The sequence below is a fragment of the Pseudomonas sp. Pseu.R1 genome (assembly GCF_045764065.1).
In the GTDB taxonomy this organism is placed as follows: Bacteria; Pseudomonadota; Gammaproteobacteria; order Pseudomonadales; family Pseudomonadaceae; genus Aquipseudomonas.
Genome location: NZ_JBJGEE020000001.1, coordinates 6,089,787 through 6,114,434, shown reverse-complemented (window position 1 = coordinate 6,114,434; position 24,648 = coordinate 6,089,787). Strand labels below are relative to the sequence as shown.

The window sequence follows — 24,648 nt, the reverse complement described above, 5'->3', positions numbered from 1 at the left end:
CGCATTTTATTTCTCGATCCCGCTGACCAGAATGGCGCCATGTGCTGCATCGGCGCCTGCCTTGGCCCGATCCGCGATAACAAGATCGGAGAAACACCCATGCCCCATTCCCGCCAGCCCACCGGCCCGCTTGCCGGGATCACCGTCCTTGACCTCAGCGCCTACATCGCCGGCCCTTACGGCTGCTCGTTGCTGGCCGATCAAGGCGCCACGGTGATCAAGATCGAGCCGCCGACCGGCGACAACCTGCGCAAATACCCCTCCACGCTGGCCGCTGAAAGCCGCGCGTTTCTGGGCGTCAATCGCAGCAAATCCGGCGTGGTGCTGGACCTCAAATCAGCGGGCGGACTGGACGCATTGCTGACACTGGTCCGCGAGGCTGACGTGCTGGTGCACAACTTCCGACCCGGCGTGCCGACCCGTCTGGGCATCGATTATGAGCAGTTGAAAGCGCTCAACCCACGGCTGATTTACTGCGCCGTCACCGGCTACGGCGAAAACGGCCCGCTGAAGGCCAAAGCCGGCTACGACCAGGTGTTGCAAACCATGACCGGCATGTGTGCTTCGCAAAGCAAGCCCGACGGTCCGCCCGAGATTCTCTACGGTTCGGTGGTCGACTACTACGCCGCCTCGTTGGTGGCGGGCGGTGTGTCGTCGGCGCTCTACGAGCGTGAACGTACGGGGTTGGGCCAGGAAGTCGGCGTGTCGCTGTTGCGCAGCGCGCTGGCCATGCAATCGGCGCGACTGATCTGGGCCGACAGCGAGCCGCGCTCACTGGACCGCGACATGCGTTCCGGTGGTATCACCGGCATTCACCCGACCCGCGAAGGCCATTTGTACATTTCGGCGAATACCCCGCACTTCTGGAATGCCCTGTGCGAACTGACCGGCCTGAGCCATCTGGCCCGCGATGAACGCTTCGACAGCGTGCGCAAACGGGCGATTCACCACGCGATCATCGTGCCGCAACTGCATGAAGCCTTGGCGCAGCACAGCGCGTTGGAGTGGGAAGCGATTTTTGGCGAAGCCGTGCCTTGCGCGGCTGCGCGTAAGGTGGAAGACATGTTTGACCATCCACAGTGCGAGGCCGAATCGATGATCACCGAATTCGAGCACCCGGTGGTGGGCCGCTATCAAGGGTTCACCCGGGCCGTCACCTTCAGCCGCACCCCCGGATCGGAACCGTTCGCCGCACCGGTATTCGGCGCCGATTCGGATCGAATCATGGCCGACTACGGGTTTAGCGACGAACAGATTGCGCAACTCAGGGCCAACGGCGCGCTGCACTGACCGAACCAGCGCACCACCCCTGTGGGAGCGAATTCATTCGCGAGGTGGCGTGACACCCGACAGATGTGCTTCGGATGCAGCGGCCAATCGCGAATGAATTCGCTCCCACAACGAACACCGCTTTCAGCCGATAGATCGTTATCAGGCCCGTTTCCCACAAACACAATAAAAGGGATCACTCCATGACCAGCACCACACCCCTACTCCGTCCGCACGGAGGGCTTCGCCCATGAGCACCGCCCTCACCGCACCGCGCACCCTGCGCACGCGCTTCACGGACAGCACCATCAGCCTGTTCGAGCGCACCATTCCCGATCCGTTCGTGCTTGCGATTTTCATCACCGCCATCGTCGCGGCGGCCTCCTGGCTCGTCGCGCCGAATGCCTCATTCGATGCAATATTGGGCGGCTGGTACAAAGGTTTCTGCAACATCTTCACCTTCGCCCTGCAAATCACCCTGGTGCTGGTGCTCGGCCACGCCTTGGCCCATGCCCCGATCGTGCAACGTTTCTTCACCCGTCTGGTGGCCCTGGCTCGCACGCCAGCCCAAGCGGGGGCGATGATCTTTTTGTGCGTGGCAATCACCTCGTTTTTCAACTGGGGCTTCGGCCTGGTGCTCAGCGCCCTGCTCGCCCGGGAAATCGCCAAGCGCATGCGCGTGGATTTCGCCTGGATCGTCGCGGCAGGCTTCTCCGGTTGGGTGGTCTGGGCAGGCGGTCTGTCCAGCTCCATCGTGCTGGCACAGACCACGCCGGGCAACCCGATGAACGTGGTGCAGAAACTCACCGGCCAAGTGCTGACCCTGGGTGACATGGTGTTCGTGCCCTACAACATGGTGCCGACCATCGCCCTGCTGGTGATCATGCCGTTCGTGCTCGCGGCCCTGCGTCCGAAAGACGAAGACGCGGTGTGCCTGGACATCAGCAAACACCCGGACCCAGAGCCTGCCAAACGCCCGCAAGGCAAACGCAGCTTCGCGCAATTACTCGAATATTCGCCGCTGGGCAGCGTGATCATGGGCGTGCTGGGCATTGCCGTGTTCGCGTACTCGTTCACCGGCCAGTTGCAGTTGTCCGGGGTCAACGGCGTGATCGTGATCATGTTTACCCTGGGCATCATCCTGCACGGCTACCCGCTGGCCTACGCCAACGCGGTCAAGGCGGCAGCCAGGCAAAGCGGCTCGATGATGCTGCAATACCCGCTCTACGGCGGAATCATGGGCATGATGGAAGCCACCGGTCTGCCGGGGGTGATCGCCAAGGTGTTCGTGGCCATTTCCACCACCCACACGCTGCCGTTCTGGAGTTATGTGTGTTCGCTGCTGGTGACCTTTTTGATTCCCAGCGGCGGCGGTCATTGGGCGGTGCAAGGCCCGTTTGCGATTCCGGCGGCGGTGGAGTTGCATGCCTCGCTGTCCGCCACCACCATGGCCGTGGCGATGGGTGAGCAGGTGTCGAACATGATGCAACCGTTCTGGGCCGCGCCGGTCGTGGCCATGGCTGGGGTCGGTGTGCAGCGGGTGCTGGGCTTCACTTTCGTGACCTTTCTGGTTGCTGCCGTGGCCTATGGCGCGGCGTTGTTACTGTTGGTGTAAATCATGAAAAGCCCAAACCTGAAAACCCCGGCCAACACCTGCGACGCGCACATCCACATCATTGATCCGCGTTTCGCCCCGGCTGATCCCTCAACCCCTGTGGCGCACGGGCAATCAATGGCTGATTACCGCAACGTGCAGACCCGTCTGGGCCTGCGTCGCGCGGTCATCGTGCAGGCCAAGTATTACGCCACCGACAACCGCTGCACCCTTGACGCCATCGCGCAGATGAACGGCCAGGCGCGGGGCATCGCAGTGGTGGACACCTCGGTCACTGAACAGGAACTGATTCGCCTGCATGAAGGCGGCATTCGCGGCCTGCGCTTCAGCCTGTGGAATGCGGGCAATCAGGTGGTCAGCGTGGACATGATCAAACCGCTGGCCGTGCGCATCGCGGAGTTCGGCTGGCATGCGCAGATTCACATGGGTGCCGAGCAGATTCTCGACCAGCAAACATTGTTGGCGAACCTGCCGGTGCCGCTGGTATTCGATCACATGGGGCGTCTGCCTGCGGGTGCGAATGTAAGTCATCCCGCGTTTCGGTTCATCGCCCGGCTGATCGATGCGGACAAGGCCTGGGTCAAGCTAAGCGGGCCTTACCTGAATACGGTCGAAGGCGGCCCGCGGTATGAGGATGTGCGCTCACTGGCGCAGGATTTTGCCACACTGGCGCCGCAGCGCATGGTCTGGGGCAGCGATTGGCCCCACGTCACCGAGGCCCATAAACCTGACGATGCCGACCTGCTGGACCTGTTGCTGGACTGGACCGGCAGCGATGCCGCGCGTCAGGCGATTCTGGCGGACAACCCGGCGCAGCTTTATGGGTTTGAAGATTGAAACGCTGAGCCGGTCTAACGCCTATCCCCTGTGGGAGCTAATCTGACTGGATTTCAGCGGCAACGCTCCCACAGGTAGTGTGCGGTGCTTATCCGCAGGATCAGTGATTCAACAACGCAGCGACATAATCAACGAACACCCGCGCCTTGGCGCTGGTCATGCGCCCGGCGGGGAATACGGCCCACAGGTCAACGGGCGGCAATGACCAGTCGTCCAGTGCCGTCACCACCTCGCCGCTGGCCAGTTCCGGGGCGAACATCCACTCCGAGGCCATCACCAGCCCAAGGTTGGCTTTCACGGCCGCACGCACACCTTCTGCCGCCGAAACCCGTAATCGTCCCTCGACCGAAACGGTGTGCAGCGCATCGCCCTTGCGCATGTCCCAGGTGTCCCCGCCCAGCCCACGGTTGTAAATGATCGCCTGATGGCCCGCCAACTCGTCGGGATGGGTCGGAATGCCCAGGCACTCGAAATACGCGGGCGTTGCGATGATGCGTCGGCGCCCTTGGGCGATCTTCCTCGCGGTCATGGATGAATCCGGCAGTTCTCCCATGCGCAGGGACACGTCGATTCCCTCTTCCACCAGATCGACACTGCGATCATCCAGCACCACCTCGATGTTCAACTGCGGGTGCTGTTTGAGCAGCGGCCCCAGATACGGCACCACATGCAAACTGGCGAAGGTCACGGCGGCACTGACCCGCAGCCGCCCGGTAAACCCTGAACCGGCCCCCCGCACGGCGGCGTCGGCTTCATCGGCCTGATCCAGCGTGCGTCGGGCCGCTTCGAAGTAGGTCTGCCCGGCCTCGGTGGGCGTCAGGCCTCGGGTGGTGCGCAGTAACAGACGTGTACCCAGCACCTCTTCCAGCGCGGCAATGGATTTCGACACCGCAGGCTGGCCCACACCCAGACGCTTGGCCGCCGCCGAAAACGACCCGGTTTCCACGGCGCAGATAAAGGTTTCCATTGCGGCCAGACGGTCCATGGAGGCTCCTTGTCAGTCAGAGAATTCAACGCACAAAGCCGCCACTAAAAAGTGGCGGCTTTCTTCACAGGCGAAGATCAGCCGCGCAGTGCAGGCAGCAGATCGGTCGGCTCAGGGCGCTGAGTGTAATCCGGATTGACCTCGGCATACTTGATCAGTCCGTCCTGACCGATGACAAAACGTGCTGGCATCGGCAGCACCCAGGCCGGGTCGTCGTTGAAGGTCGGCAGGTCGTTGCCAAAACCTTTGTACAGATCGATCAGATAATCCGGCAGGTTGAAGCGCAGACCAAACGCATCCGCCACTTCGCTTTTCGCGTCGCTGAGAATCGGAAAGGTCAGGTTGTTCTGGCGTACCGACTTGCGGCTGTTGGCTTTGACCTGAGGCGAGATCGCCACCAGGGTCGCGCCCAGTTCCCGGTACTGCGGCAGGGCCGCTTCGAGGGCTTGCAGTTCCATGTTGCAATACGGGCACCACACGCCCCGGTAGAAGCTGATGACCAACGGCCCTTTGGCCAACAGTTCGGTGGAGGACACCGGGTTGCCGTCCGGGTCGTTGAGGGTGAAAACCGGGGCCTTGTCGCCGACGTTCAGCGTGCGCTGGGCCTGGCCCGACGCGATCAGTTCATCCGTGGCGCGCTTCATGATGGCGTGGACTTGCGGTGGCGCGTTGTAAGGCGGTTTACCGGCAACGAAATCGGCTTTGAAGGCGTCAAGGGTGGCTTGCAGGGTCATGGCGGTGTTCCTTTTAGTGGATGAGCGATTCAGTGAGCTCATCCTCTCAATACCCGCCCAGCCTCAGTAGACAGGGCCTGGCGATAACTGCCATGCCTTGGGGGAATGGCCGACGCAGAGGTGCGTTTTTCATGAAAGCATTGCAAAAAGCTGTCATCGCATTGCAACCTCCTGCGATTCTTCGGCTCAGACTATGTCGATACCGGTAAATCGCGCATCATGGCCGCAGTCCGTTCAAGGGAGATCTTCATGCGCTTCACATCATTCACTCGCCTGGCCACGCTTTCGTGGCTGCTGATGGCGACCGGGACGGCGTTGGCCAGCGAAGAAACGCAGTTGATCCAGTCCATCAACACCTATCGTAGCGAGGCGCAGCCCTGCGCCAACGTGGTGTCTCAGGAACTCCCACCGCTGAACACCGACCCGCGTCTGAACCTGCCCGCCAGTGGCGCGGTGGATTTGCAGCCGATGCTGTCCCGCGCGGCATACCCGATGGTCTCGGTGCAGGCCATCAGTCTGTCTGGCCCGCGTGACGCGCAATCGGCGATGAAGGCGATTCAGGAAAGTTTCTGTCAGGTGGTGCTCAACCCGCAGTTCGTCGATGTGGGCGTGAGCCGCAACGACCGCGACTGGCGCATCGTGCTGGCGCGTCCGTTGCTGGCCGGTGGACTGGGCAACTCGCAGGCTGAAGGCCAGAAAATGCTCGGGCTGATCAACGCCGCCCGCAGCGTGCCTCACCAATGCGGCGGCCAGCCGTATGACCCGGCGTCGCCGCTGACCTGGAACGAGAGCCTGGCCACCGCCGCCGAAGGCCACACCCGCTCCATGGCCAACAACAACTACTTCGACCACAAGGGCCGCAACGGCGGCACGCCTGGCGACCGCGCAGAACTGGCGGGTTACATCGGTCAGGCGATCGGCGAAAACATCGCCGCCGGGCAAGACAGCGCGCGCAAGGTGGTGGAAGGCTGGCTCGCCAGCCCGGGGCATTGCGCCAATATCATGAACCCCTCGTTCAAGGAACTGGGCGCGGCGTACGCGGTGGACCCAAAGAGCGATGCGGGGATTTATTGGACAGCGATGTTTGGGGTGCAGCAGTAGGCGTGAGGCAGGTCCGAACTTCATGCCCCCCTGTGGGAGCCGGCTTGCTGGCGAATGCGTCACGTCAGCTACATTGATGTCGACTGACAGGACGCTTTCGCCAGCAAGCCGGCTCCCACAAGGGATTGTGTACTCCAGGCATCACTTCGCCTTGCCATCCTTGGGCTTGTAAAACAGAAACTTCTCGGTCTCGGCGGTCTTGATGTACTCCGACGCCCACGCCGGCTTCACGTTGCGGTCGTGGAAATACATCGCGCCTTTGGTACGGTCGGTCAGTTGTTGGTTGAGCGCCTTGCGCGCGATTTCCTTGGACGCGGCGTAGCGGTCGTCTTCCTTGACCTGATCGGACTTACCATCACACCACCAGGAAAACTGGCAGGCCTTTTTCTCCGAGCCCTGCTTCACCACGGCGCAAATGGTGTCCGGATAACCCTCGTGCCCCAAGCGATTGAGCACCACGTCCGCCACCCCTTCCATGTCGGTATCGGTGCCGCCCTTGGCTTCCCAATAAATCGTTCGCGACAGGCACACAAGCGCATCATCAACCGCATCCGCACCTGCGGGATCGACGGCCTGGGCCTCGGATTTAGTGATGGTTTCGCTCTTGGGAACCGCAGGCGTGGGGCCGTCTTTCCCGGCGGCTTTTTCTTCCAGCACCTGGGCTTTGCTGACCACCGCTTCAGGGGCTGAAGCGGCCTCGGCCGCGAATGCCGGAGCGGCCAACAGTGTCATGATCAGGCAGATCGAAAGGGAAACAGGGCGCATCGTCAAACCTTCTGCGTAAAGAGGGAACGTCGAGCCATAACAGCGCCTGAAATATGGCTCGACGAACCCAGCATAGTGGCCTTTTAACTTTGCGCAACGGTGCTGCTGAGGCTACCCCTGAGAAACACGGCCCAACGCCGGTCGCAGCCCCGAGGCAGAGGGCGCGCTCGCAACCGGTTGGTTGTCGGAGGGCACGACCGGTTCCGGCTGCCCGTTAAGTGCCCGGTTCATCTTTTCGGTGTCCAGCGCCCCGACCCACTTGGCGATGGCCATGGTGCCGACACCATTGCCAATGGTGTTGGTAATCGCCCGCGCCTCGGACATGAAACGGTCGACGCCCAACAACAAGACCATCCCTGCCACCGGAATCGTGCCCAGAGAGGCCAACGTTGCGGCGAGAATGATGAAGCCTGAGCCGGTCACCCCCGCCGAGCCTTTGGAAGTGAACATCAGCACCGCCAGCACGATCAGCTGGTCGGTCAGGGTCAGCGGCGTGTTGGTGGCCTGGGCGATGAAAATCGCCGCGATGGTGTAGTAAATCGCCTGGCCGTCCGGGTTGAAGGTCAGCCCCGAGGGAATGATCATCCCGGCCACCGGCTTGGACACGCCGGCCTTTTCCATCTTGGCGATCATCTGCGGCAGCACCGATTCCGACGAACTGGTGCCCAGCACAGTGAACAGCTCTTCCTTGATGAAGCGCAGGAACTTCCACAGGCTGAAACCGCTGTAACGGCAGATCGGCCCCAACACGAACATCACGAACAGCGCGCAGGTCAGGTACACGCAGGCCATCAACTTGCCCAGAGAGAAGAGCGAGCCGAAGCCGTACTTGCCAATGGTGAACGCAATCGCGCCAAAGGCCCCGATCGGCGCCAGACGCATGACCATGTTGACGATGCGAAACATCCCTTGCATCAGGCTGTCCAGCGCGTCGACGAAGAACTTCCCGCGCGGCCCGACCTGCGCCAGCGCCACACCCAACAAAATCGAGAACAGCAGGATTTGCAGCACGTTGCCCTTGGCGAAGGCGTCGACGATGGTGTCAGGGATGATGTTCATGACGAAATCCATGAACGAGTCGTGCTTCACCGCAGCGGTGTAGGTGGCCAGGCTTGAGGTATCGAGCGTCGCGGCGTTGATGTTCATTCCCGCGCCAGGCTTGAACACGTCGACCACGATCAGGCCAACCACCAGCGCCAGGGTCGATACCACCTCGAAATACAGCAGCGCGCGAAAGCCTACACGCCCCAGTTCTTTCATGCTTTCCATGCGCGCGATGCCCGAGACCACGGTGAGGAAGATCACCGGCGCCAGCAGCATCTTGATCAGTTTGATGAAGGCATCGCCCAGGGGTTTGAGCGAGGCCGCCGTGTCGGGCACCAGCACCCCGACGATGGCGCCGAGAATCACGGCGATGAGCACTTGTACGTAGAGCTTGGAGAGCATTTTTTTCATGACAGGGCCCTGATTTTTTATTGTTGTCAGGAAATACCGGAAGGTCGGGCTCTGGCCCGCCTCCCGGCGATGTGCTGCATGACGATTGTGTACGGAATAGGCTCAGCGGTTGATCAACGCCAATACCGCATCGGTGATCTGGCGTGTGGTGGCGGTGCCGCCGAGGTCCGGGGTGTGCAGTCCGCTCTCGGTGACCGCTTCGATGGCCGCCATCAGTTCCTTGGCCGCGGCAGGTTCGCCCAAATGCTCCAGCATCATGGCGGCAGTCCAGAAGGTCGCGACCGGGTTGGCCACGCCTTTGCCGGTGATGTCAAAGGCCGAGCCATGAATCGGCTCGAACATCGACGGGAAGTTGCGCGACGGATTGAGGTTGGCGGTTGGTGCGATGCCCAGGCTGCCGGACAGTGCAGCAGCCAGATCCGAGAGTATGTCGGCATGCAGGTTGGTGGCGACGATCACGTCCAGCGTCGACGGCTTGAGCACCATGCGCGTGGTCACCGCATCCACCAGTTCCTTGTCGATTTTGACGTCCGGGAAGTCCTTGGCCACCTCGTAGAAAATCTCGTCCCACAACACCATGCCGTGACGCTGGGCGTTGGATTTGGTGACCATCGTCAGGTGTTTGCGTGGACGACTTTGCGCCAGTTGGAAGGCGAAGCGATGAATGCGCTCGACCCCGGCGCGGGTGAACACCGACACCTCGGTCGCCACTTCTTCCGGCAAGCCGCGATGCACGCGGCCGCCATTGCCCGAATATTCGCCTTCGGAGTTCTCGCGCACCACCACCCAGTCAATCTGCTCGCCGTTGTGCAGCGGGCTTTTCACCCCCGGCAGGACTCGGGCCGGGCGCACGTTGGCGTACTGGTCAAAACCCTGGCAGATCGGCAGGCGCAGGCCCCACAGCGAAATGTGGTCGGGCACGTTCAGCGCACCGACGGCGCCGAAGAAAATCGCGTCGAAGGTTTTCAGTTCCGCCAGGCCGCCTTCGGGAATGTAGTAGCCATTTTTCAGGTAATTGTCGGAGTTCCAGTCGAAGTGCTTGAAATCCAGCGCGAAGCCGGACTTCTTCGACAGGGCCTGCAACACTTCCACGCCTGCCGCAATGACTTCCACACCGATGCCGTCGCCTGGGATCGCTGCAATTTTGTATGCGCTCATGATCAACTCCACTCTCTCTGCATTTTTGTTGTGCCGCTTGAGACGGGCTGTTCAAGCGGGGTGTGAGCGGAGTATATGTAGTGAAACCAACACGATGATTGACTCAAAATCACTACATCCATAACTCTGAGTTACGAATGAATCAGTCTCTGGATTTGCAGTTTTTCCACCTGCTGGCCAAGCAAGGCAGCCTCGCCGCCACCGCCCGTGAGCTGGGCGTAACGCCTCCGGCGGTGAGCAAACGCCTGAGTGCGCTGGAGGCCCGGCTGGGGATTCGTCTGGTCCATCGCACCACTCGCTCCATGAGCCTGACCGCCGAGGGCGAGGTGTACTTCTCCCACGCGGCGCGGATCCTCACGCAAATCGAAGAAGTGGAACAACTGGTCAGCAGCAGCCGCGCCACGCCCAAGGGGCTGATCCGGGTCAACGCGTCATTGGGGTTCGGGCGGCGCTACATTGGCCCGGCGCTGGCCGCGTTTTTTGCCCGCTATCCGGAGGTGGAAATTCAGCTGGAAATCAGCGACCACCCGCTGGACCTGGCCACCCATGGGTTCGATCTGGGCATCCGCTTCGGCACCCTCCCCGACGCCGCCTTTCATGCGCGCAAGATCGCCTCCAACCGCCGCCTGCTGTGCGCCTCGCCGTTGTACCTGGAAAAGCACGGCGTGCCGACGCGACTGGCGGACTTGCAAGATCACAACTGCATTTTCCTGCGCCAGAACGAAACACCTTATGGCGTGTGGAGCTTCACCAACGGCGGCAAGACACAGAACGTCAAGGTGCGCGGCGCGCTGGGCTGCAATGACGGCGAAGTGGCGCTGAACTGGGCGTTGGAGGGCTATGGGATTTTATTGCGGGCTGAGTGGGACATCGCCCGGTATGTGCGCAGCGGGCGGCTGAGGCTGGTGCTGGAAGACCAGACCCCGACCCGCGCCGACGTATACGCGGTGTATCCGCAGCAGTTGCACCTGTCGGCACGGGTGCGCAGCCTGATCGATTTTCTGGTGGAGCGGTTCAAGCACATCGATCATCTGGAGGAGACGGTTTCGGAGCGGGAGTGATATCTGCGCCCTGGAGCCTGCAGTGTCCAACTGGGTGGAAAAGGGGTCAGGTCAGCCACATCGATACCTGATGAAAGGACGCTTTCGCCAGCAAGCCGGCTCCCACAAGGTTTGCGCCGAATCCAAATCTCGTTTTCAACGCCGAAACTGTGGGAGCCGGCTTGCTGGCGAAAGCGGTTGACTGGCCAGCAAAGACGCCCCACAGGTCAACATTCACTCAAGCCGCTTACAGACCATCCGCCGCATGCAAGGTGCGCAGTTGCAGATCCGCCGCGCTCTTCTTCTGCCACTCCGGCCAGTATTCAGCACGCTTGGCTTCGACGGAGTTCTTGTTGCTTTCGAACCAGTTCAGGGACTTTGTCGAATTGGTCACTAGTTTGGTGTCAGCGATCCAGTCCTTGAAATCGCTGGACTGCGAGCTGTATTCGGCCTTTGGATCACGGGCCACCGGCCACATGGAGAAACGCGCTTTCCACATGCCCATGCGCGGGGTGACCAATGAGTAGTAGGTCTTGCCGGGAGCGAGGTCCGCTTCGAGAAAATCCGCTGCTTCCGACACCACCATGAAGGTGCGATGGCCCGGCGTAGTCGGGTAGGCGACTTTGGTGCCATTGGCCATGATGCCGATAAAACGGGTTTCGCCGCCGGTCACATCGTACAGCGACGCATCGATTGCCTTGGCGGTAAACGCACTGCGCATGAACACGACTTGGGCGCCGTCCTGCGCGCTTGGCTGAACGGTCTGGTTCTCGACCGGTTGCATCATCGACGAACAGCCGGTCAGCAGCAACGTGCCCATCAAACCCGCGAGGCCCAAAACACCTGAAATACGCATCTACAGCTCCTTGATAAAAATATCCGGCCCGACAACGCGTCGGGCTCAGGGCTGTATCGGCGCAAACGGCTGACGCTTAAGGAAAAACCGAATCCGAGTACTGTCGCGCCTCTTCCGGCACCTGCTCAGTGAAATGTCGCAGATGAGCGAACGCCTGCCCCTGTCCGTCGAACAGGTGACAACGCGCTCCCGACACCCCCACCGACAGCGGCTGCCCAGCCACCACCTGAGACATGCCGTCGCCCTTGATCATCAAGTCATGGCCATCGAGGGTTTCGGCATGAATGAACGTTTCTCCGCCCAAATGCTCGACGACCAGCGCCTTGACCGGGATCTGGGCATCGCCCTGCCCACGCTCGGACAGGTGCTCAGGGCGCAGGCCCAGGGTCAGCGCATCCCTGGCCTTGACCCCCTCGCCTTTGACCGGCACCCGTAATCGCCCGCCGCCCGGCAGCTCGACCTGCACGCCCTCGGCGCTGGCCGCAAGCGCCTGTACCGGCAGAAAACTCATCTGCGGCGAACCGATGAATCCCGCGACGAAACGGTTGCGCGGATGGTGATACAGCTCCAGTGGCGAGCCGACCTGTTCGATGGTGCCCTTGTTCAACACCACGATTTTGTCGGCCAGGGTCATGGCCTCGACCTGATCGTGAGTCACGTAAACCATGGTGGCTTGCAAATCGGCGTGCAGCTTGGCGATTTCGATGCGCATCTGCACCCGCAGGGAGGCATCGAGGTTGGACAGCGGTTCGTCGAACAAGAAGACTTCCGGCTCGTGCACAATGGCCCGACCAATCGCCACGCGCTGCCTTTGCCCGCCAGACAGGGCCTTTGGCTTGCGCGCCAGCAAGGGTTCCAGTTGCAGAATGCGCGCCGCATTTTGCACCTTGGCGTCGATCTGATCCTTGGGGGTCTTCTGCATCTTCAAGCCGAAGGCGATGTTGTCGTACACCGACATGTGCGGGTACAGCGCGTAGGACTGAAACACCATGGCCACGCCACGGTCGGCGGGCTCCAGGTAGGTCACGTCCCGAGAGCCGATACGGATTTGCCCCTGAGTGATGCTTTCCAGCCCCGCGATGCAGCGCAGCAGCGTCGACTTGCCGCAACCGGACGGCCCGACGAAGACCACGAATTCGCGGCTTTCGATACTCAGGTGGATGTCATGCAACACCTTGATGTCGCCGTAGGCTTTCTCGACGCCACTCAAACTGAGCTCAGTCAAAATCGTGTCCCCTGGATTTATTGTTGTTTGGGTCTTGCCAACACCGATCACTGTAGGAGTGAGCTTGATACTTGACAGCCAATCTTTTCGCTCTACGATCATTTGTAATTCTAAAAATACAAATGTCAAGGAGTGCACTGAATGCGGGCGGCTTACATCCATGGCATCCGCGACATCCGCATCGGCGAAAAGCCGAAACCGGTGCCGGTGGGCGACGAAATCCTGCTTCGCGTCAGCGCCGTCGGCGTCTGCGGCAGCGACCTGCACTATTTCAAGGAAGGCGCCATCGGCCATGCCCGCATCACCCAGCCGTTCATCGCCGGACACGAATTCGCCGCCCGTGTGGTCGAGGACCATCCAACGCTGGGCCTCAAGGCCGGGCAACTGGTAGCCGTCGACCCGGCCAAACCCTGCGGTCATTGCGAATGGTGCCATCGCGGCCATGTGAACCTCTGCCCTCACGTGCAATTCCTCGGTTCTCCACCTCACACCCACGGCGCCATGACCGAGTACATCGTGGTCTCGCCCAGCCAGATTTACACCGTGCCCGACCACTTTACGCCGGTGCAGGCAGTGATGCTGGAGCCGCTGGGCGTGGCGATTCATGCGATGGACCTGGCGGGCAGCAAAAAGCTTTTCGAGACCGTCGCCATCATCGGCTGCGGCCCCATCGGCCTGTGCCTGCTGCAATTGGCGAAAAGGCTCTGCAAGAAGGCCGTCTACGCCATCGACCCGATCAACTACCGCACCGAAAAAGCCCGGCAACTGGGCGCCGATCAAGTGGCCGCCGATCACGCCGCGATTGCCGAATGGACCGATGGCCGGGGCGTGGATCTGGTGCTGGAAGCCACCAACTCCCCCGAAGGTTTCCAGATCGCCGCGCAATCCGCGCGCATCGGCGGCCGGGTGGTGTTGGTGGGCATTCCCGATGGCGATCAGTACGCCCCGCTCAGTGCCTCATTACTGCGTCGCAAGGGCCTGGACATTCGCCTGTCGCGGCGCATGGGCCATGTCTACGACCGGGCGATTCAACTGGTGGCCCAAGGCTGGGTGGATGTCGACTGTCTGGTGACCCACCGCTTCGATTTGCAACAGGCCACTGAGGCCTTCAGCTACCCCTCGGAATTTCTCGACGGCGCCTTGAAGACGATCATCTTGCCCCACCCGGACTGAACACGCGCGTCAGCGCAGACACCGCGTAACCCTCACCAACAACAATAAAGAGGTCACGTAATGAAAAAGCTGGTATGGAATGCCCTCGCCCTGTCGGTCGCACTGGGCACTGCTCTGGGGTCTGCTCCCGCTCAGGCCTGGACCCTCGAAGAGGCCTCGGCGCCGTACAAAGGCACGGAGATCAAGGCGATTTTCCTCGACCGTCCGGGCTATGCGGCTGCCATCAAGCTGCTGCCGGAATTCGAGAAGAAAACTGGGATCAAGGTCAATTACGAAATCATCCCTTACGAGAACACCCGCGAGCAGGAAGTCCTGCGTTTCAGCAGCACCGAGCCGCTGGACGTGGTGCTGACCGATGTGGTGTGGATCGGCGAATTCGCGGGCAACGGCTGGCTGGAGCCAGTTACCACGTTCACCGAAGACCCCAAGCTGGCCGACCCGGACCTCAAGCTCGACGGCTTCTTCCCGATTCTGCTGGAATCCTTCGGCGGCTGGGACGGCAAGACCTACGGCCTGCCGTTCGATAACTACTCGGGCCTGCTGTTCTACAACAAATGCATGCTCAAGGATGCAGGCTTCGACAAGCCGCCAGCGACCTGGGATGAATTGCTGAAGGTCTACGCGCCCAAACTCACCGACAAGGCCAAGGATCGCTACGCCTACGCCCTGCAATCGCGCCGGGGTGAGACTCAGTCGGCGGACAGCTTCATGCGTTTCCTCTGGCCGTTCGGCGGCTCGTTGCTGGACGCCAATTTCAAATCCAACCTCAACGCCAAGGCGTCGCAAGAAGGCCTGCAATTCCGTCAGGACCTGATGAAATTCATGCCGCCGGGCATCGTCGACTACGACCACAACGAGGCGGTCAACGCCCTCGCTCAAGGCAAGGTGGCAATGATCACCGAATGGTCGGCGTTCTACAGCACCCTGGCCGATCCTGCGAAATCGAAGATCACTGATTGCCTGGCCGTGGCCACAGAACCGAAAGGCCCAGCAGGTCTGAAGCCTGCGCTGGGTGGTTTCTCCCTGGGGGTCAACGCCAACTCCGGGGACAAACAGAAAGCCGCCGCTTGGCTCTTCATTCAGTGGGTGACCTCCGAAGCCATGGCCAGGCCGTACCTGGAAGCCGGTGGCGTCAGTGGCCGGATGTCGGTGTACAAAGACCCCGAGGTGCAGAAGAAATACCCGTTCGTACAGCCGATGGTGACCTCGTGGGAAGGCGGCGTGCCTGACTACCGCCCGCGCTTCCCGCAGTGGCCTGAAATCTCTGAAGTGGTGGGTGAAAACGGCACCGCGATCATGCTCGGCAAGAGCAGCGTGACCGATGGCGCCAAGGCCATCGGAACGAAGATGGAGGACATCCTGAAGAAGGCCGGTTACTACGACGGCAAGGTGAAACTGCTGAAGTAATGCACGCGGGATCATTGTGGGAGCCGGCTTGCTGGCGAAAGCGGCGTGTCATTCACCAATGAGGTGTCTGATGTACCACATTCGCCAGCAAGCCGGCTCCCACCGGGATCGCAACATCACCCTACTGTGTATCCGTTTCGAGACTGACCGGCATGCCCACCCCAAAAAAACCGCTGTTCCCCACCCTGTGGAACAACACCCGCGCCGCGTTTTCCTTTCTGGCGCCTGCCACCGTGGCACTGGCGTTGATCGGGATCTTTCCGACCGTCTTTGCGCTGGTCAATTCCTTCCGCCAGTACAACCTCGCACGTCCCAAAGATGCGACGCCCTTCATCGGCTTCGATAACTACCTCAGCGTGCTCAGTGACGCCTCGTTCTGGGCGGCACTGGGCAGAACGGGGTTGTTTTTGATCACCGTGGTGCCCATTCAACTGGCCCTCGGCCTGATCATCGCCCTGCTGCTGCACAAACCCGGCCTGTCGGGCTTCAAGTTGCTGGCACGCATGAGTCTGGTGATACCGCTGGCCACCGCCCCTGCGGTCGCCGGACTGATTGGCCGCTTGATTTTCAACCGCGATTTCGGTGTGGCCAACGCGTTACTCGCGATGCTCAACGCCGGTCCCGTGGAATGGCTGGGCGACACCACCAACGCCTTCATCGCCGTGGCCTTGATGGACATCTGGCAATGGACGCCTTTCTGCGCGCTGGTGCTGCTGGCCGGGCTGACGATGGTGCCCAACGAGATCGAAGAAGCTGCGCGTCTGGAAACCCGCAGCCGCTGGCAGATCGTGCGCTACGTGCAACTGCCGTTCCTGCTGCCCAGCGCCACGGTGATCCTGATCCTGCGCACTGCCGACATCCTGAAAATGTTCGACACCGTGTTCACCATGACCCGTGGCGGACCGGGCGCGGCCACGGAGCTTGTGAGCGTGTACATCCAGCGCGTCGGGTTTCGCGTGTTCGATCAGGGCGTGGCTTCGGCGCAGGCGATTCTGCTGCTGATCCTGACCATCGTGCTGGCGCGGCTGTACATCAAATTCGTGTACCGGGAGATCTGACATGGCCACTGTTTTCGCTGCAAAAATCACGGCCGCACCCGAGCGCGTCCGACCCCGCACGAAGGTCAACGCCTGGCATTTGGTGGGGCTGTTGGCGATCTTTTTGTTCGCTGTGTTTCCCTTCTACTGGATGGTCGCCACCAGCCTCAAGACCCAGGCCGAAGCGCTGGCCTCGCCCCCGGTGTGGGCCTTCACGCCGCACCTGGATAACTACATCAAAGTGTTGTTCGAGCGCGACGTGCTGCACAGCCTCGGCAACTCGCTGATCGTCGCGGTGTGCACCACCTTGCTCGCCGTCGGGCTGGGCACGCCTGCCGCTTACGCACTGGCCCGCTTCGAATTCCGGGGCAAGGAAGATTTGTGGTTCTGGTTCATCACCAACCGCATGCTCAGCCCGATTGTCGTGGCCCTGCCAATTTTCCTGATGGCGCGCAACCTGAGCCTGATCGACACCCATCTGGTGCTGATCCTGATTTACCTGACGTTCAACCTGCCCATCGTGGTGTGGATCTGCACCGACCAGTTTCGTGGCGTGCCCAAGGATCTGGACGAAGCTGCGCGCCTGTCCGGGGCCTCGCGCTTCACCATCTTTTGGCGCATTGCCCTGCCGCTGGCCATGCCGGGGGTGGCGGTGTCGGCGATCTTCTCGTTCATCTTTTCCTGGAACGAGCTTTTGTACGCGCTCGTGCTCACCCGCAACGTCGCGCGCACCGCGCCAGTCACCGCCACCAGTTTCATGAGCGGTTATGACTTGCCTTGGGGCGAGATCATGGCCACCGGCACGCTGATCGTGTTCCCGGTGATCATTTTCGCGTTGATGGTTTCCAGGCATCTGGTACAAGGTCTGACCATGGGCGCCGTTAAATAGGCGCTGCCGTTTTCAGCGCCAAGGACACTGCCGTGCAGAATCGCTACCCGGACTTTCTCGCCGACGCCGAACCGGTGAACGCCGAGGATCAACTTAACATTCGCATCGCCTGGTATTACTACGTCAACAACATGACCCAGCAGCAGATCGCCGACCGTCTCGGCATCACCCGCGTACGGGTCAACAAAGCGCTGGCGACCTGCCGCGAAACCGGTGTGGTGCAGATCCGCATCAACTCGCCGCTGGCCTCTTGCGTCGAATTGGAAGAGCGCCTGCAAGCGCGGTTTGGACTGGAACGGGTCACCGTGGTGCCTTCGCCGGACGACCCTTCGAGCATCTTCCGAGTGCTGGGCGTCGGCGTGGCGCCCAGCATCGAGGAATACCTCAACGACGGTTGTAGCATCGCCGTGGGTTGGGGTCGCACCTTGCGTCAGGCGGTGCGCGAACTGCAAGGTCGTCCGTTGCCGAACATGACCGTGGTCTCGCTGCTGGGCGGGCTGCATTACGGCTCGGCAAACAACACGGTAGAGATTGCCTCCAGCCTCGCCACCCTGTTCGGCGGCTCCTACTACTACCTCGCCGCCCCGCTGTTCGCGCCGTCGGAAGCCTATCGTGGGATGATTCTGGAAGAAGCCTCGGTGCAGAACGTTCTGGGCAAGGCGCAGCACGCCGATGTGGCGCTGCTGACCGTGGGTGACTTGAGCGAACGCTCGCTGATGCTGGAGTTGGGGCTGGTCAATCCAGAGGATGCTCGCTCTCTGCGCGCTGCCGGTGCCGTGGGTGATTTGCTCGGGCACTGGCTGGACCGCGACGGCATCGAGGTCAACCACCCGCTGAACCGGCGGGCGATTTCGTTAAACCCGGAAGACCTGCGCAAGATCAAGAAGGTGGTACTGGTGTCGGGCGGGCCGTACAAGGCCGAGATCATTCGCGCCGTGCTGTTGCGCAATGTCGTGCATGAACTGGTGATCGACGAGAGCGCCGCCCTGGAATTGCTCGATCACGACAACTGATACGCCTATGGAGCCTGCCCTATGGCCACACACGACTTCCTCGGCAAACGCATTCTGGTCACCGGCGCAGGCAAAGGTATAGGCCGGGAAACCGTGCAGTGGCTGACCCGCTGCGGTGCCGAGGTGATCGCCTTGGGGCGCAATCCAGCGGACCTGACGTACTGCGAGCAAACGCTGATCGTCGATCTCGCCGACGCAACTGCAACTCAGGCGGCAGTCGCGAGTATGTTGCCCATCGACCTGCTGGTGAACTGCGCAGGCGTGGTGGAGCTGGAATCGGTGCTCGACACCACGATCGAGACCTTCGATTACCTGATGGCGGTCAACACCCGCGCGCCGATGGTGATCGCACAGGTGGTGGCTCGCGATCTGATCAAACGCGGCGTGCCCGGCGCCATCGTCAACGTCTCCAGCCTCGCCGCTGCGGTCGGCACACCCCATCATCTGGCGTACTGCGCCTCGAAAGCCGCATTGGATGCGATGACCCGGGTGATGGCCGTGGAACTGGGGCCGCATGGTATTCGGGTCAACAGCATCAACCCGGTGGTGACCCTGACGCCGATGGCTGAAAAAGCCTGGAGCGACCCGGCCAAGTCGGCGTCGATGCTGTCACGCATTCCATTGGGCCGCTTCGTGCAACCGAGCGAAATCGCCTCGACCATTGCGTTTTTGCTCAGCGATGACGCGGCCATGGTCAACGGCGTGACCCTGACCGTGGACGGCGGCTTCAGCGCGGGTTGAGTTTTGCGAGCCGTGGATAAAGATCACGCAGGCGCGGGTACAGCTCGCGATACAGCTCCCGCAGTTCACGATGAAATTCACGCAGCGCAGGGTTAGGCACAAAGCGCTCGCCGTCCTGCGTCATGGCCTGTGCAGCGCTGGCAAAATCCGTGTACCAACCGGCCCCCACCGCAGCGGCGATGCCTGCACCGAGGCTCGATGCCTCTTGAGTTGCCGCGCGAATCACCGGGCGATCCGTGATGTCAGCGATGATCTGGCACCACAGCCGACTGGCCGCCCCGCCCCCAATCGCAACGAAGGTGTTCACCGGCTCGCCCGTGGCTTCAACCATATGCTGGGTGGCGACGGCCTGCTCCAGCGCGATGCCTTCCAGCACCGCCCGGTAGATCTGAGCGCGGCCATGATCCGGCGACAGGCCCAGCAGACAACCCCGGGCATCCTGATCCCAATAGGGGTTCATCACGCCGTTCCAGTACGGCAAGAGGATCAGCCCCGCACTGCCCGGCGCCACACGGGAAGCCTCGATTTCCAGACGCAGCAGGCTGTCGGGCTGCGCGACCACGTCGATGTCGAAGAACTGCTTGAGCAGGCTGTTGATCAGCAGCGTGCCGGAGCGCAACGAGGTTTCCAGCACGTAACCCTGACGGTCGATGGCGCACAGGGTGCGAAAGGCATCGTTGACCTGCGCGTGCTCGGCGTAGACCCCGGAGACAATCGCGGTGCCCAGATTCAGGTATGCCGTGCCGGGGCTGACCACGCCGATGCCCAATCCACCGGCCTGTCCATCGCCGCCACCTGCCACCACCGGCGTGCCTGCGGGCAACCCGGTCAGTGCCGCCGCCCGCTCAGTGACGACGCCAAGCGACGAACCGGGTGCAAAGGCCGTCGGGAAACAGTCGGGCCGTAACGGGATGGGCAAGGCGTCGAGCACATCTTCCGCCCAGCGGTGCTGATGAATGTCGAAGGCGCCAAAGGGATCGGCGCTGGCCCAACTGGTGACGAATTGCCCGGTGAGTTGGCGCACCAGCCAGGCGTGGGGTTCGTAGACATGACGAATATGCCTGAACAGCGCTGGCTCGGCATCGGCCAGCCACGCCAGGCTGTAAATGGCAGGCGCCCAGTCGTGGGGTTTGCCGGTGATACGGTGCAGACGGTCATGGCCGACGCGCTGGCAAAGCGCGGCGACTTCGTCCTTACGACGTTCATCCAGCCATAGAATTGCCGGGCGAAGCAGCCGATCCTCCGCGTCGGTGACCGCCACCGTTTCCCGCTGATTGACGACGGCGACCGCCGCGATGGCGTCATCGGCGATCATCGGCAGCAGATTTCTCAGTGACGTCTGTGCGGCCTGCCACCAGTCATGGGGGTCCTGTTCATAGGCATTCGGTGCCGGACGAGACAACGTCAAAGGCGCCCGCGCCTGCGCTACCAGCGTCCCGCACTCATCCCAGGCAATGGCTTTACAGGTGGTCGTGGAGAGATCGATACCGATTACCCGCTTGCGCATGCGCCCCTGCCCTGTCATCGCCACCGTCCGTGGCTGCCGTTGAATCGAAGGGCAAGACTAGCCGAAATCAGATAAAAGATCGCCGTCACGTCGATTTTGATTCTGCCCGCAGGGCGTAGGAGCGTGATCCGGTATGGCGCCTATGCACTCCCGCACCAGACGTCCTCGCCCCCCAGCAATGCCGAACCGTCGCTCACACGTCCGTGCCACAGGTCGTGGCGCCACGGGAAGGTCTGTATGATGGCACCAATCGCTTTCCATTCCGGTGCACCATCTCCTTGAGCCTGTCGCCATGACTCGCCTGTCGCCCAAGCTCAGTGGCACCCCGGCCGAACTTTTTCATTTCGAACTCAGTGAAACCAGCGGCTACGTGCAGAACTGGCACACCCATGATTGCCACATGCTGCTACTGCCACGCCAGCGCGTTTGCCGACGACCAGATGCCGGGCGTGATGGCGCCGAAGGTCGAGCACCCCTAAACCGGCGGCTGAACCACCGGTTTGGCGGGTGCGGCAATCTGCACTTTCGGATTGACCGGCGGGGTGTTCGGCGTGGCGTACTGCGGCTTCAGATGCCCGTCCTGATCCAGCAGCCAGGCATCGAGAATCTGCCGCACCACCGGCCCCGCAACCCGACCGCCCGCCTCGCCGTTCTCGATCATCACTGCCACGGCGATTTTCGGATTGGCCGCCGGGGCGAAACCGACGAACAGGGCGTTGTCGCGATGCCGCTCAAGGGTCTTGTCGCGGTTGTAACGCTCGCCCTGCTTGATCGCCACTACCTGCGCCGTACCACTCTTCCCGGCAATGCGGTACTGCGCTCCTTGCGCCGCCGCGCGGGCGATGCCTCGTGGGTCATGCATCACCGACTGCATGCCGTTGTTGACCTGATCCCACTCGCGCGGATCACGCAGCACGATGTTCGGCATAGGATGTTCATCGACCGGCGGCACACCACCGATGTCCTTGGCCAGATGCGGCCGATTCCACACGCCCTTGTTGGCGATCAGCGTCGTGGCCTGGGCCAGTTGCAACGGGGTGACCTGCATGTAGCCCTGGCCAATGCCGAGAATCACGGTCTCGCCCGGGAACCACGCCTGACGTCGGGTAATGCGTTTCCATTCCTTGGACGGCATCAGCCCGGCAGACTCTTCGAACATGTCCAGCGAGACCTTCTGGCCAATGCCGAACATGGTCAGGTAATCGTGCAGGCGGTCGATGCCCAGCTTGTGCGCCAGGTCATAGAAATAGGTGTCGTTGGAGCGCATGATCGCCGCGTTCAGGTCCACCCAGCCGTCGCCGCTGTGGTTCCAGTTGCGGTATTTATGGTCGAAGTCCGGCAACTGGAAATAGCCCGGATCGAACACCCGGGTCGAAGGCGTGATGATGCCGCTGTCCAGTCCGGCAATCGCCACTTCCGGCTTGATGGTGGAGCCCGGCGCATAGAGACCGCGCAGCACGCGGTTGAACAACGGCCGATCCACCGAGTCGCGCAGCGCCGAATACTCCTTGAAGCTGATGCCCGTGACGAACAGGTTCGGGTCGAAACTCGGCTTGCTGACCATCGCCAACACTTCGCCCGTGGCCGGGTCGATCGCCACCACCGAGCCGCGACGGTCGCCCAGCGCTTCTTCGGCGGCTTCCTGCAACTTGACGTCCAGGCTCAACGTGATGCTCTTTCCCGCCACCGGGTCGTGGTGATTGAGCACCCGCAGCACGCGGCCCTGAGCGTTGGTCTCGACTTCTTCGTAGCCGACGTGACCATGCAATTCGTTTTCGTAGAAACGCTCGACGCCGGTCTTGCCGATGGACTGGGTGCCGCGATATTCCACCTGATCCAGTTGGCTGGCTTCTTTCTCGTTGATGCGCCCCACATAGCCGATGGAGTGCGCGAAATGCTCGGCCAGCGGGTAATGGCGGACGAATTGCGCCTCGACATCCAGCCCCGGCAGGCGGAACTGATTCACGGCCAGCAGGGCGATCTGCTCTTCGGTCAGCTCATACAGCAGCGTCACCGGGACGAAGCGATGGGGCGAGTTCTTCATCGCCTTGTCGAAGATGATGCGGTCCTCGTCCGGCAGGTTGAGGATCTGCATCAGGGTGTCGATCACTGCGTGCCAGTCCCCTGCCCGCTCACGGGTCATGGTCAGGTTGAAGCTGGGGCGGTTGTCGGCCAGGATCACGCCGTTGCGGTCGTAGATCAGCCCGCGTTCGGGCGGAATCGGCAGCACGTGGACGCGGTTGTTTTCGGAAATGGTCGAGTGATAGGCAAACTCGACGACCTGCAGAATATAAAGTCGGCAGACCAGGGCGACGCTGAGCAGGATCACGAACACGGCACAGGCGATCAGGCGGTTATTGACCAGCCGGGTCTCCTTTTCGTGATCCTTTAAAGGTATGGGATCGGGCATTTCTACAGCTACTCGGTGAACGGATAAACGGTGCAGACGACGTTCGGCTGGCTTCGCTGAACGCAAATGGCGTGCACCTTACCAAGAAGCGCCCCGTTCCATGGGCCGTTCTTCATGAAAATCCTGTCATGTTGGCGAAAAGCGACGAAGGGCACCGTCTTTCAAGCAAAAAAACAACGTGGCGATAACGCTTCGTTTGTTGCGAAACAAAGACAAATCCCGTCCACACCTTCGCATCAGATAAGCCATTGAAAAGCGGATCAGTTTTGCACCGCTTTTCACCGTGAACCCACTCAGTACAGAGCAATGCGCTGAAACAGGCTTTGCAGCGCTCCATCACCGGTGAGCCGCAAAGAGGCAACACTTCTAGCACGTCGAGACAAAAAATCAGACTGTTGCAAAAACGGTAACGGTTAATTACTGATTTCAGGGTGATGCAATAGTCCGTAACACATCTATCATTGCGTTTCGCGTGGAAAAGATGAACAGCGAGTCATGGCGTTCCCCCGCCTAGCGTGCACGCTTTGCAGGCTGGTGTGCCAGAGACCGGATGTCACACCCGCCGCCGCACCCGTTCGACACCTCTGACTGTCGAGCCAAACCGTGAAACTTACGATGCCGCCGCCCTCGAGGACCCTGCTCGTCATGGTCCCTTGAACCGGCGTGCTGGCAGGAGCCTTGAATGACAGAAAAATCCAGAGGCCTGACCCGCCGCCAGTTGCTGAAAGGATCGGCAACGACCCTGGCCGTGGGCGCTGCCGCAACCGCCAAAGCGGCCACCGTGGCAGGCGTTCCCCAGTGGATCCCCTTCGACCACAACGGCCCGATGCACTACGACACACCCGGCTGGCAGTTCTTCAGTGACGCTGAAGCCACCGCCGTAGAAGCCATCGTGGCACGCCTGATTCCTGCCGACGACCTGAGTGTCAGCGGCAAGGACGCCGGATGCGCGGTGTTCATCGACCGCCAGTTGGCAGGCGAATACGGCACCTTCAGCCGCCTGTACATGCAAGGCCCGTTCGAGAAAGGCACGCCCATGCAGGGCGATCAGTCGGAACTGGTGCCTCGTGACCGCTACCGTCTGGGTCTGGCCGGTCTCGAGACCTACTGCCAGAAGCAGTTCCAGAAGGGCTTCAGCGCCCTGGCCCCCGAGGTGCAGGACAAAGTGCTGACCGGCCTCGAGAAAGGCGAGATCACACTTGATGGCATCGACAGCAAGCTGTTCTTCCAGCAAGTGCTGGGCAACACCATGGAAGGCTTCTTCGCCGACCCGGTCTACGGCGGCAACCGCGACATGGTGTCGTGGAAGATGATCGGCTTTCCCGGTGCACGCTACGACTACCGCGAATACATCGGCAAGCACAACCAGAAGCTCGATCTGGTACCGCTCTCCATCTCCGGCAGCGCCGCCTGGACCAAGAAGGGTTAATT

The 24,648-nt window shown here is 61.4% G+C and carries 21 protein-coding genes; 12 read left to right on the top strand and 9 right to left on the bottom strand.

What is annotated here, in order from left to right; translation table 11 throughout:
- Positions 1-99: 99 nt before the first annotated feature.
- From ACI5GA_RS27745 to ACI5GA_RS27735, 3 genes are all read left to right on the top strand, one after another.
- Positions 100-1,290 (top strand): CaiB/BaiF CoA transferase family protein, encoded by a 1,191-nt coding sequence (locus ACI5GA_RS27745; protein WP_404638844.1) that lies wholly within the window; start codon positions 100-102, stop codon positions 1,288-1,290.
- 229 nt (positions 1,291-1,519) lie between these two features.
- On the top strand, positions 1,520-2,884 hold the full coding sequence (locus ACI5GA_RS27740) for a TIGR00366 family protein (RefSeq protein ID WP_404638842.1): 1,365 nt from the start codon (positions 1,520-1,522) through the stop codon (positions 2,882-2,884).
- Positions 2,885-2,887: 3 nt separating this feature from the next.
- Positions 2,888-3,721, top strand: a complete 834-nt coding sequence (locus ACI5GA_RS27735) for an amidohydrolase family protein (protein ID WP_404638840.1) — start codon at positions 2,888-2,890, stop codon at positions 3,719-3,721.
- A gap of 100 nt (positions 3,722-3,821) precedes the next feature.
- Here ACI5GA_RS27735 and ACI5GA_RS27730 read toward each other — a convergent pair whose 3' ends face one another.
- Both ACI5GA_RS27730 and ACI5GA_RS27725 read right to left on the bottom strand, forming a co-directional pair.
- Entirely contained in the window at positions 3,822-4,706 is an 885-nt protein-coding gene (locus ACI5GA_RS27730; protein ID WP_404638838.1) for a LysR family transcriptional regulator, read from the bottom strand.
- A gap of 77 nt (positions 4,707-4,783) precedes the next feature.
- On the bottom strand, positions 4,784-5,440 hold the full coding sequence (locus ACI5GA_RS27725) for a peroxiredoxin-like family protein (protein WP_421425155.1): 657 nt from the start codon (positions 5,438-5,440) through the stop codon (positions 4,784-4,786).
- Positions 5,441-5,689: 249 nt separating this feature from the next.
- Between ACI5GA_RS27725 and ACI5GA_RS27720 the strand changes: the two genes are divergently transcribed.
- Positions 5,690-6,541 carry a CAP domain-containing protein gene (locus ACI5GA_RS27720; protein ID WP_404638834.1) on the top strand — a complete coding sequence of 284 codons (852 nt, stop codon included), beginning with the start codon at positions 5,690-5,692 and terminating at the stop codon, positions 6,539-6,541.
- 141 nt (positions 6,542-6,682) lie between these two features.
- Here the strand turns inward: ACI5GA_RS27720 and ACI5GA_RS27715 are convergent, their stop codons facing one another.
- From ACI5GA_RS27715 to ACI5GA_RS27705, 3 genes are all read right to left on the bottom strand, one after another.
- Positions 6,683-7,306, bottom strand: coding sequence for a cell wall hydrolase (locus ACI5GA_RS27715; RefSeq protein WP_421425153.1), 624 nt, complete (start codon positions 7,304-7,306; stop codon positions 6,683-6,685).
- A gap of 111 nt (positions 7,307-7,417) precedes the next feature.
- A complete protein-coding gene (locus ACI5GA_RS27710; RefSeq protein WP_421425151.1) occupies positions 7,418-8,761 on the bottom strand; it encodes a dicarboxylate/amino acid:cation symporter in 1,344 nt (447 codons plus the stop codon).
- A 102-nt stretch (positions 8,762-8,863) separates the two neighbouring features.
- A complete protein-coding gene (locus tag ACI5GA_RS27705; protein WP_404638828.1) occupies positions 8,864-9,919 on the bottom strand; it encodes a tartrate dehydrogenase in 1,056 nt (351 codons plus the stop codon).
- 137 nt (positions 9,920-10,056) lie between these two features.
- On the opposite strand from ACI5GA_RS27705, the gene ACI5GA_RS27700 reads away from it, so the two are divergent.
- Entirely contained in the window at positions 10,057-10,980 is a 924-nt protein-coding gene (locus ACI5GA_RS27700) for a LysR family transcriptional regulator (RefSeq protein ID WP_404638826.1), read from the top strand.
- A 226-nt stretch (positions 10,981-11,206) separates the two neighbouring features.
- Here the strand turns inward: ACI5GA_RS27700 and ACI5GA_RS27695 are convergent, their stop codons facing one another.
- The gene (locus tag ACI5GA_RS27695; RefSeq protein WP_404638824.1) at positions 11,207-11,815 is read right to left on the bottom strand and encodes a hypothetical protein; all 609 of its coding nucleotides are present in this window, start codon (positions 11,813-11,815) and stop codon (positions 11,207-11,209) included.
- 76 nt (positions 11,816-11,891) lie between these two features.
- Positions 11,892-13,040, bottom strand: a complete 1,149-nt coding sequence (locus ACI5GA_RS27690; protein ID WP_421425149.1) for an ABC transporter ATP-binding protein — start codon at positions 13,038-13,040, stop codon at positions 11,892-11,894.
- A 141-nt stretch (positions 13,041-13,181) separates the two neighbouring features.
- Between ACI5GA_RS27690 and ACI5GA_RS27685 the strand changes: the two genes are divergently transcribed.
- The 6 genes from ACI5GA_RS27685 to ACI5GA_RS27660 all read left to right on the top strand — a co-directional run bounded on the left by ACI5GA_RS27685 (position 13,182) and on the right by ACI5GA_RS27660 (position 19,300).
- Entirely contained in the window at positions 13,182-14,213 is a 1,032-nt protein-coding gene (locus tag ACI5GA_RS27685) for a zinc-dependent alcohol dehydrogenase (RefSeq protein WP_421425147.1), read from the top strand.
- A 60-nt stretch (positions 14,214-14,273) separates the two neighbouring features.
- Positions 14,274-15,620, top strand: a complete 1,347-nt coding sequence (locus ACI5GA_RS27680; protein ID WP_421425145.1) for an ABC transporter substrate-binding protein — start codon at positions 14,274-14,276, stop codon at positions 15,618-15,620.
- 152 nt (positions 15,621-15,772) lie between these two features.
- On the top strand, positions 15,773-16,678 hold the full coding sequence (locus tag ACI5GA_RS27675; RefSeq protein ID WP_404638816.1) for a carbohydrate ABC transporter permease: 906 nt from the start codon (positions 15,773-15,775) through the stop codon (positions 16,676-16,678).
- Between the two features lies 1 nt (position 16,679).
- On the top strand, positions 16,680-17,546 hold the full coding sequence (locus ACI5GA_RS27670) for a carbohydrate ABC transporter permease (protein ID WP_421425143.1): 867 nt from the start codon (positions 16,680-16,682) through the stop codon (positions 17,544-17,546).
- 32 nt (positions 17,547-17,578) lie between these two features.
- Positions 17,579-18,559, top strand: a complete 981-nt coding sequence (locus ACI5GA_RS27665) for a sugar-binding transcriptional regulator (RefSeq protein WP_421425141.1) — start codon at positions 17,579-17,581, stop codon at positions 18,557-18,559.
- A 21-nt stretch (positions 18,560-18,580) separates the two neighbouring features.
- Entirely contained in the window at positions 18,581-19,300 is a 720-nt protein-coding gene (locus ACI5GA_RS27660) for an SDR family oxidoreductase (protein WP_421425139.1), read from the top strand.
- On the opposite strand, the gene ACI5GA_RS27655 is transcribed toward ACI5GA_RS27660, so the two are convergent.
- Both ACI5GA_RS27655 and mrdA read right to left on the bottom strand, forming a co-directional pair.
- Entirely contained in the window at positions 19,287-20,807 is a 1,521-nt protein-coding gene (locus tag ACI5GA_RS27655) for a xylulokinase (RefSeq protein ID WP_421425136.1), read from the bottom strand. The two genes, ACI5GA_RS27660 and ACI5GA_RS27655, sit on opposite strands and share 14 nt — an antisense overlap.
- Positions 20,808-21,282: 475 nt before the next feature.
- Complete coding sequence (mrdA, locus tag ACI5GA_RS27650; protein ID WP_404638804.1) at positions 21,283-23,217, bottom strand: penicillin-binding protein 2; 1,935 nt, start codon at positions 23,215-23,217, stop codon at positions 21,283-21,285.
- A 682-nt stretch (positions 23,218-23,899) separates the two neighbouring features.
- Here mrdA and ACI5GA_RS27645 point away from each other — a divergent pair.
- Entirely contained in the window at positions 23,900-24,646 is a 747-nt protein-coding gene (locus ACI5GA_RS27645; protein ID WP_404638802.1) for a gluconate 2-dehydrogenase subunit 3 family protein, read from the top strand.
- Positions 24,647-24,648 lie beyond the last annotated feature (2 nt).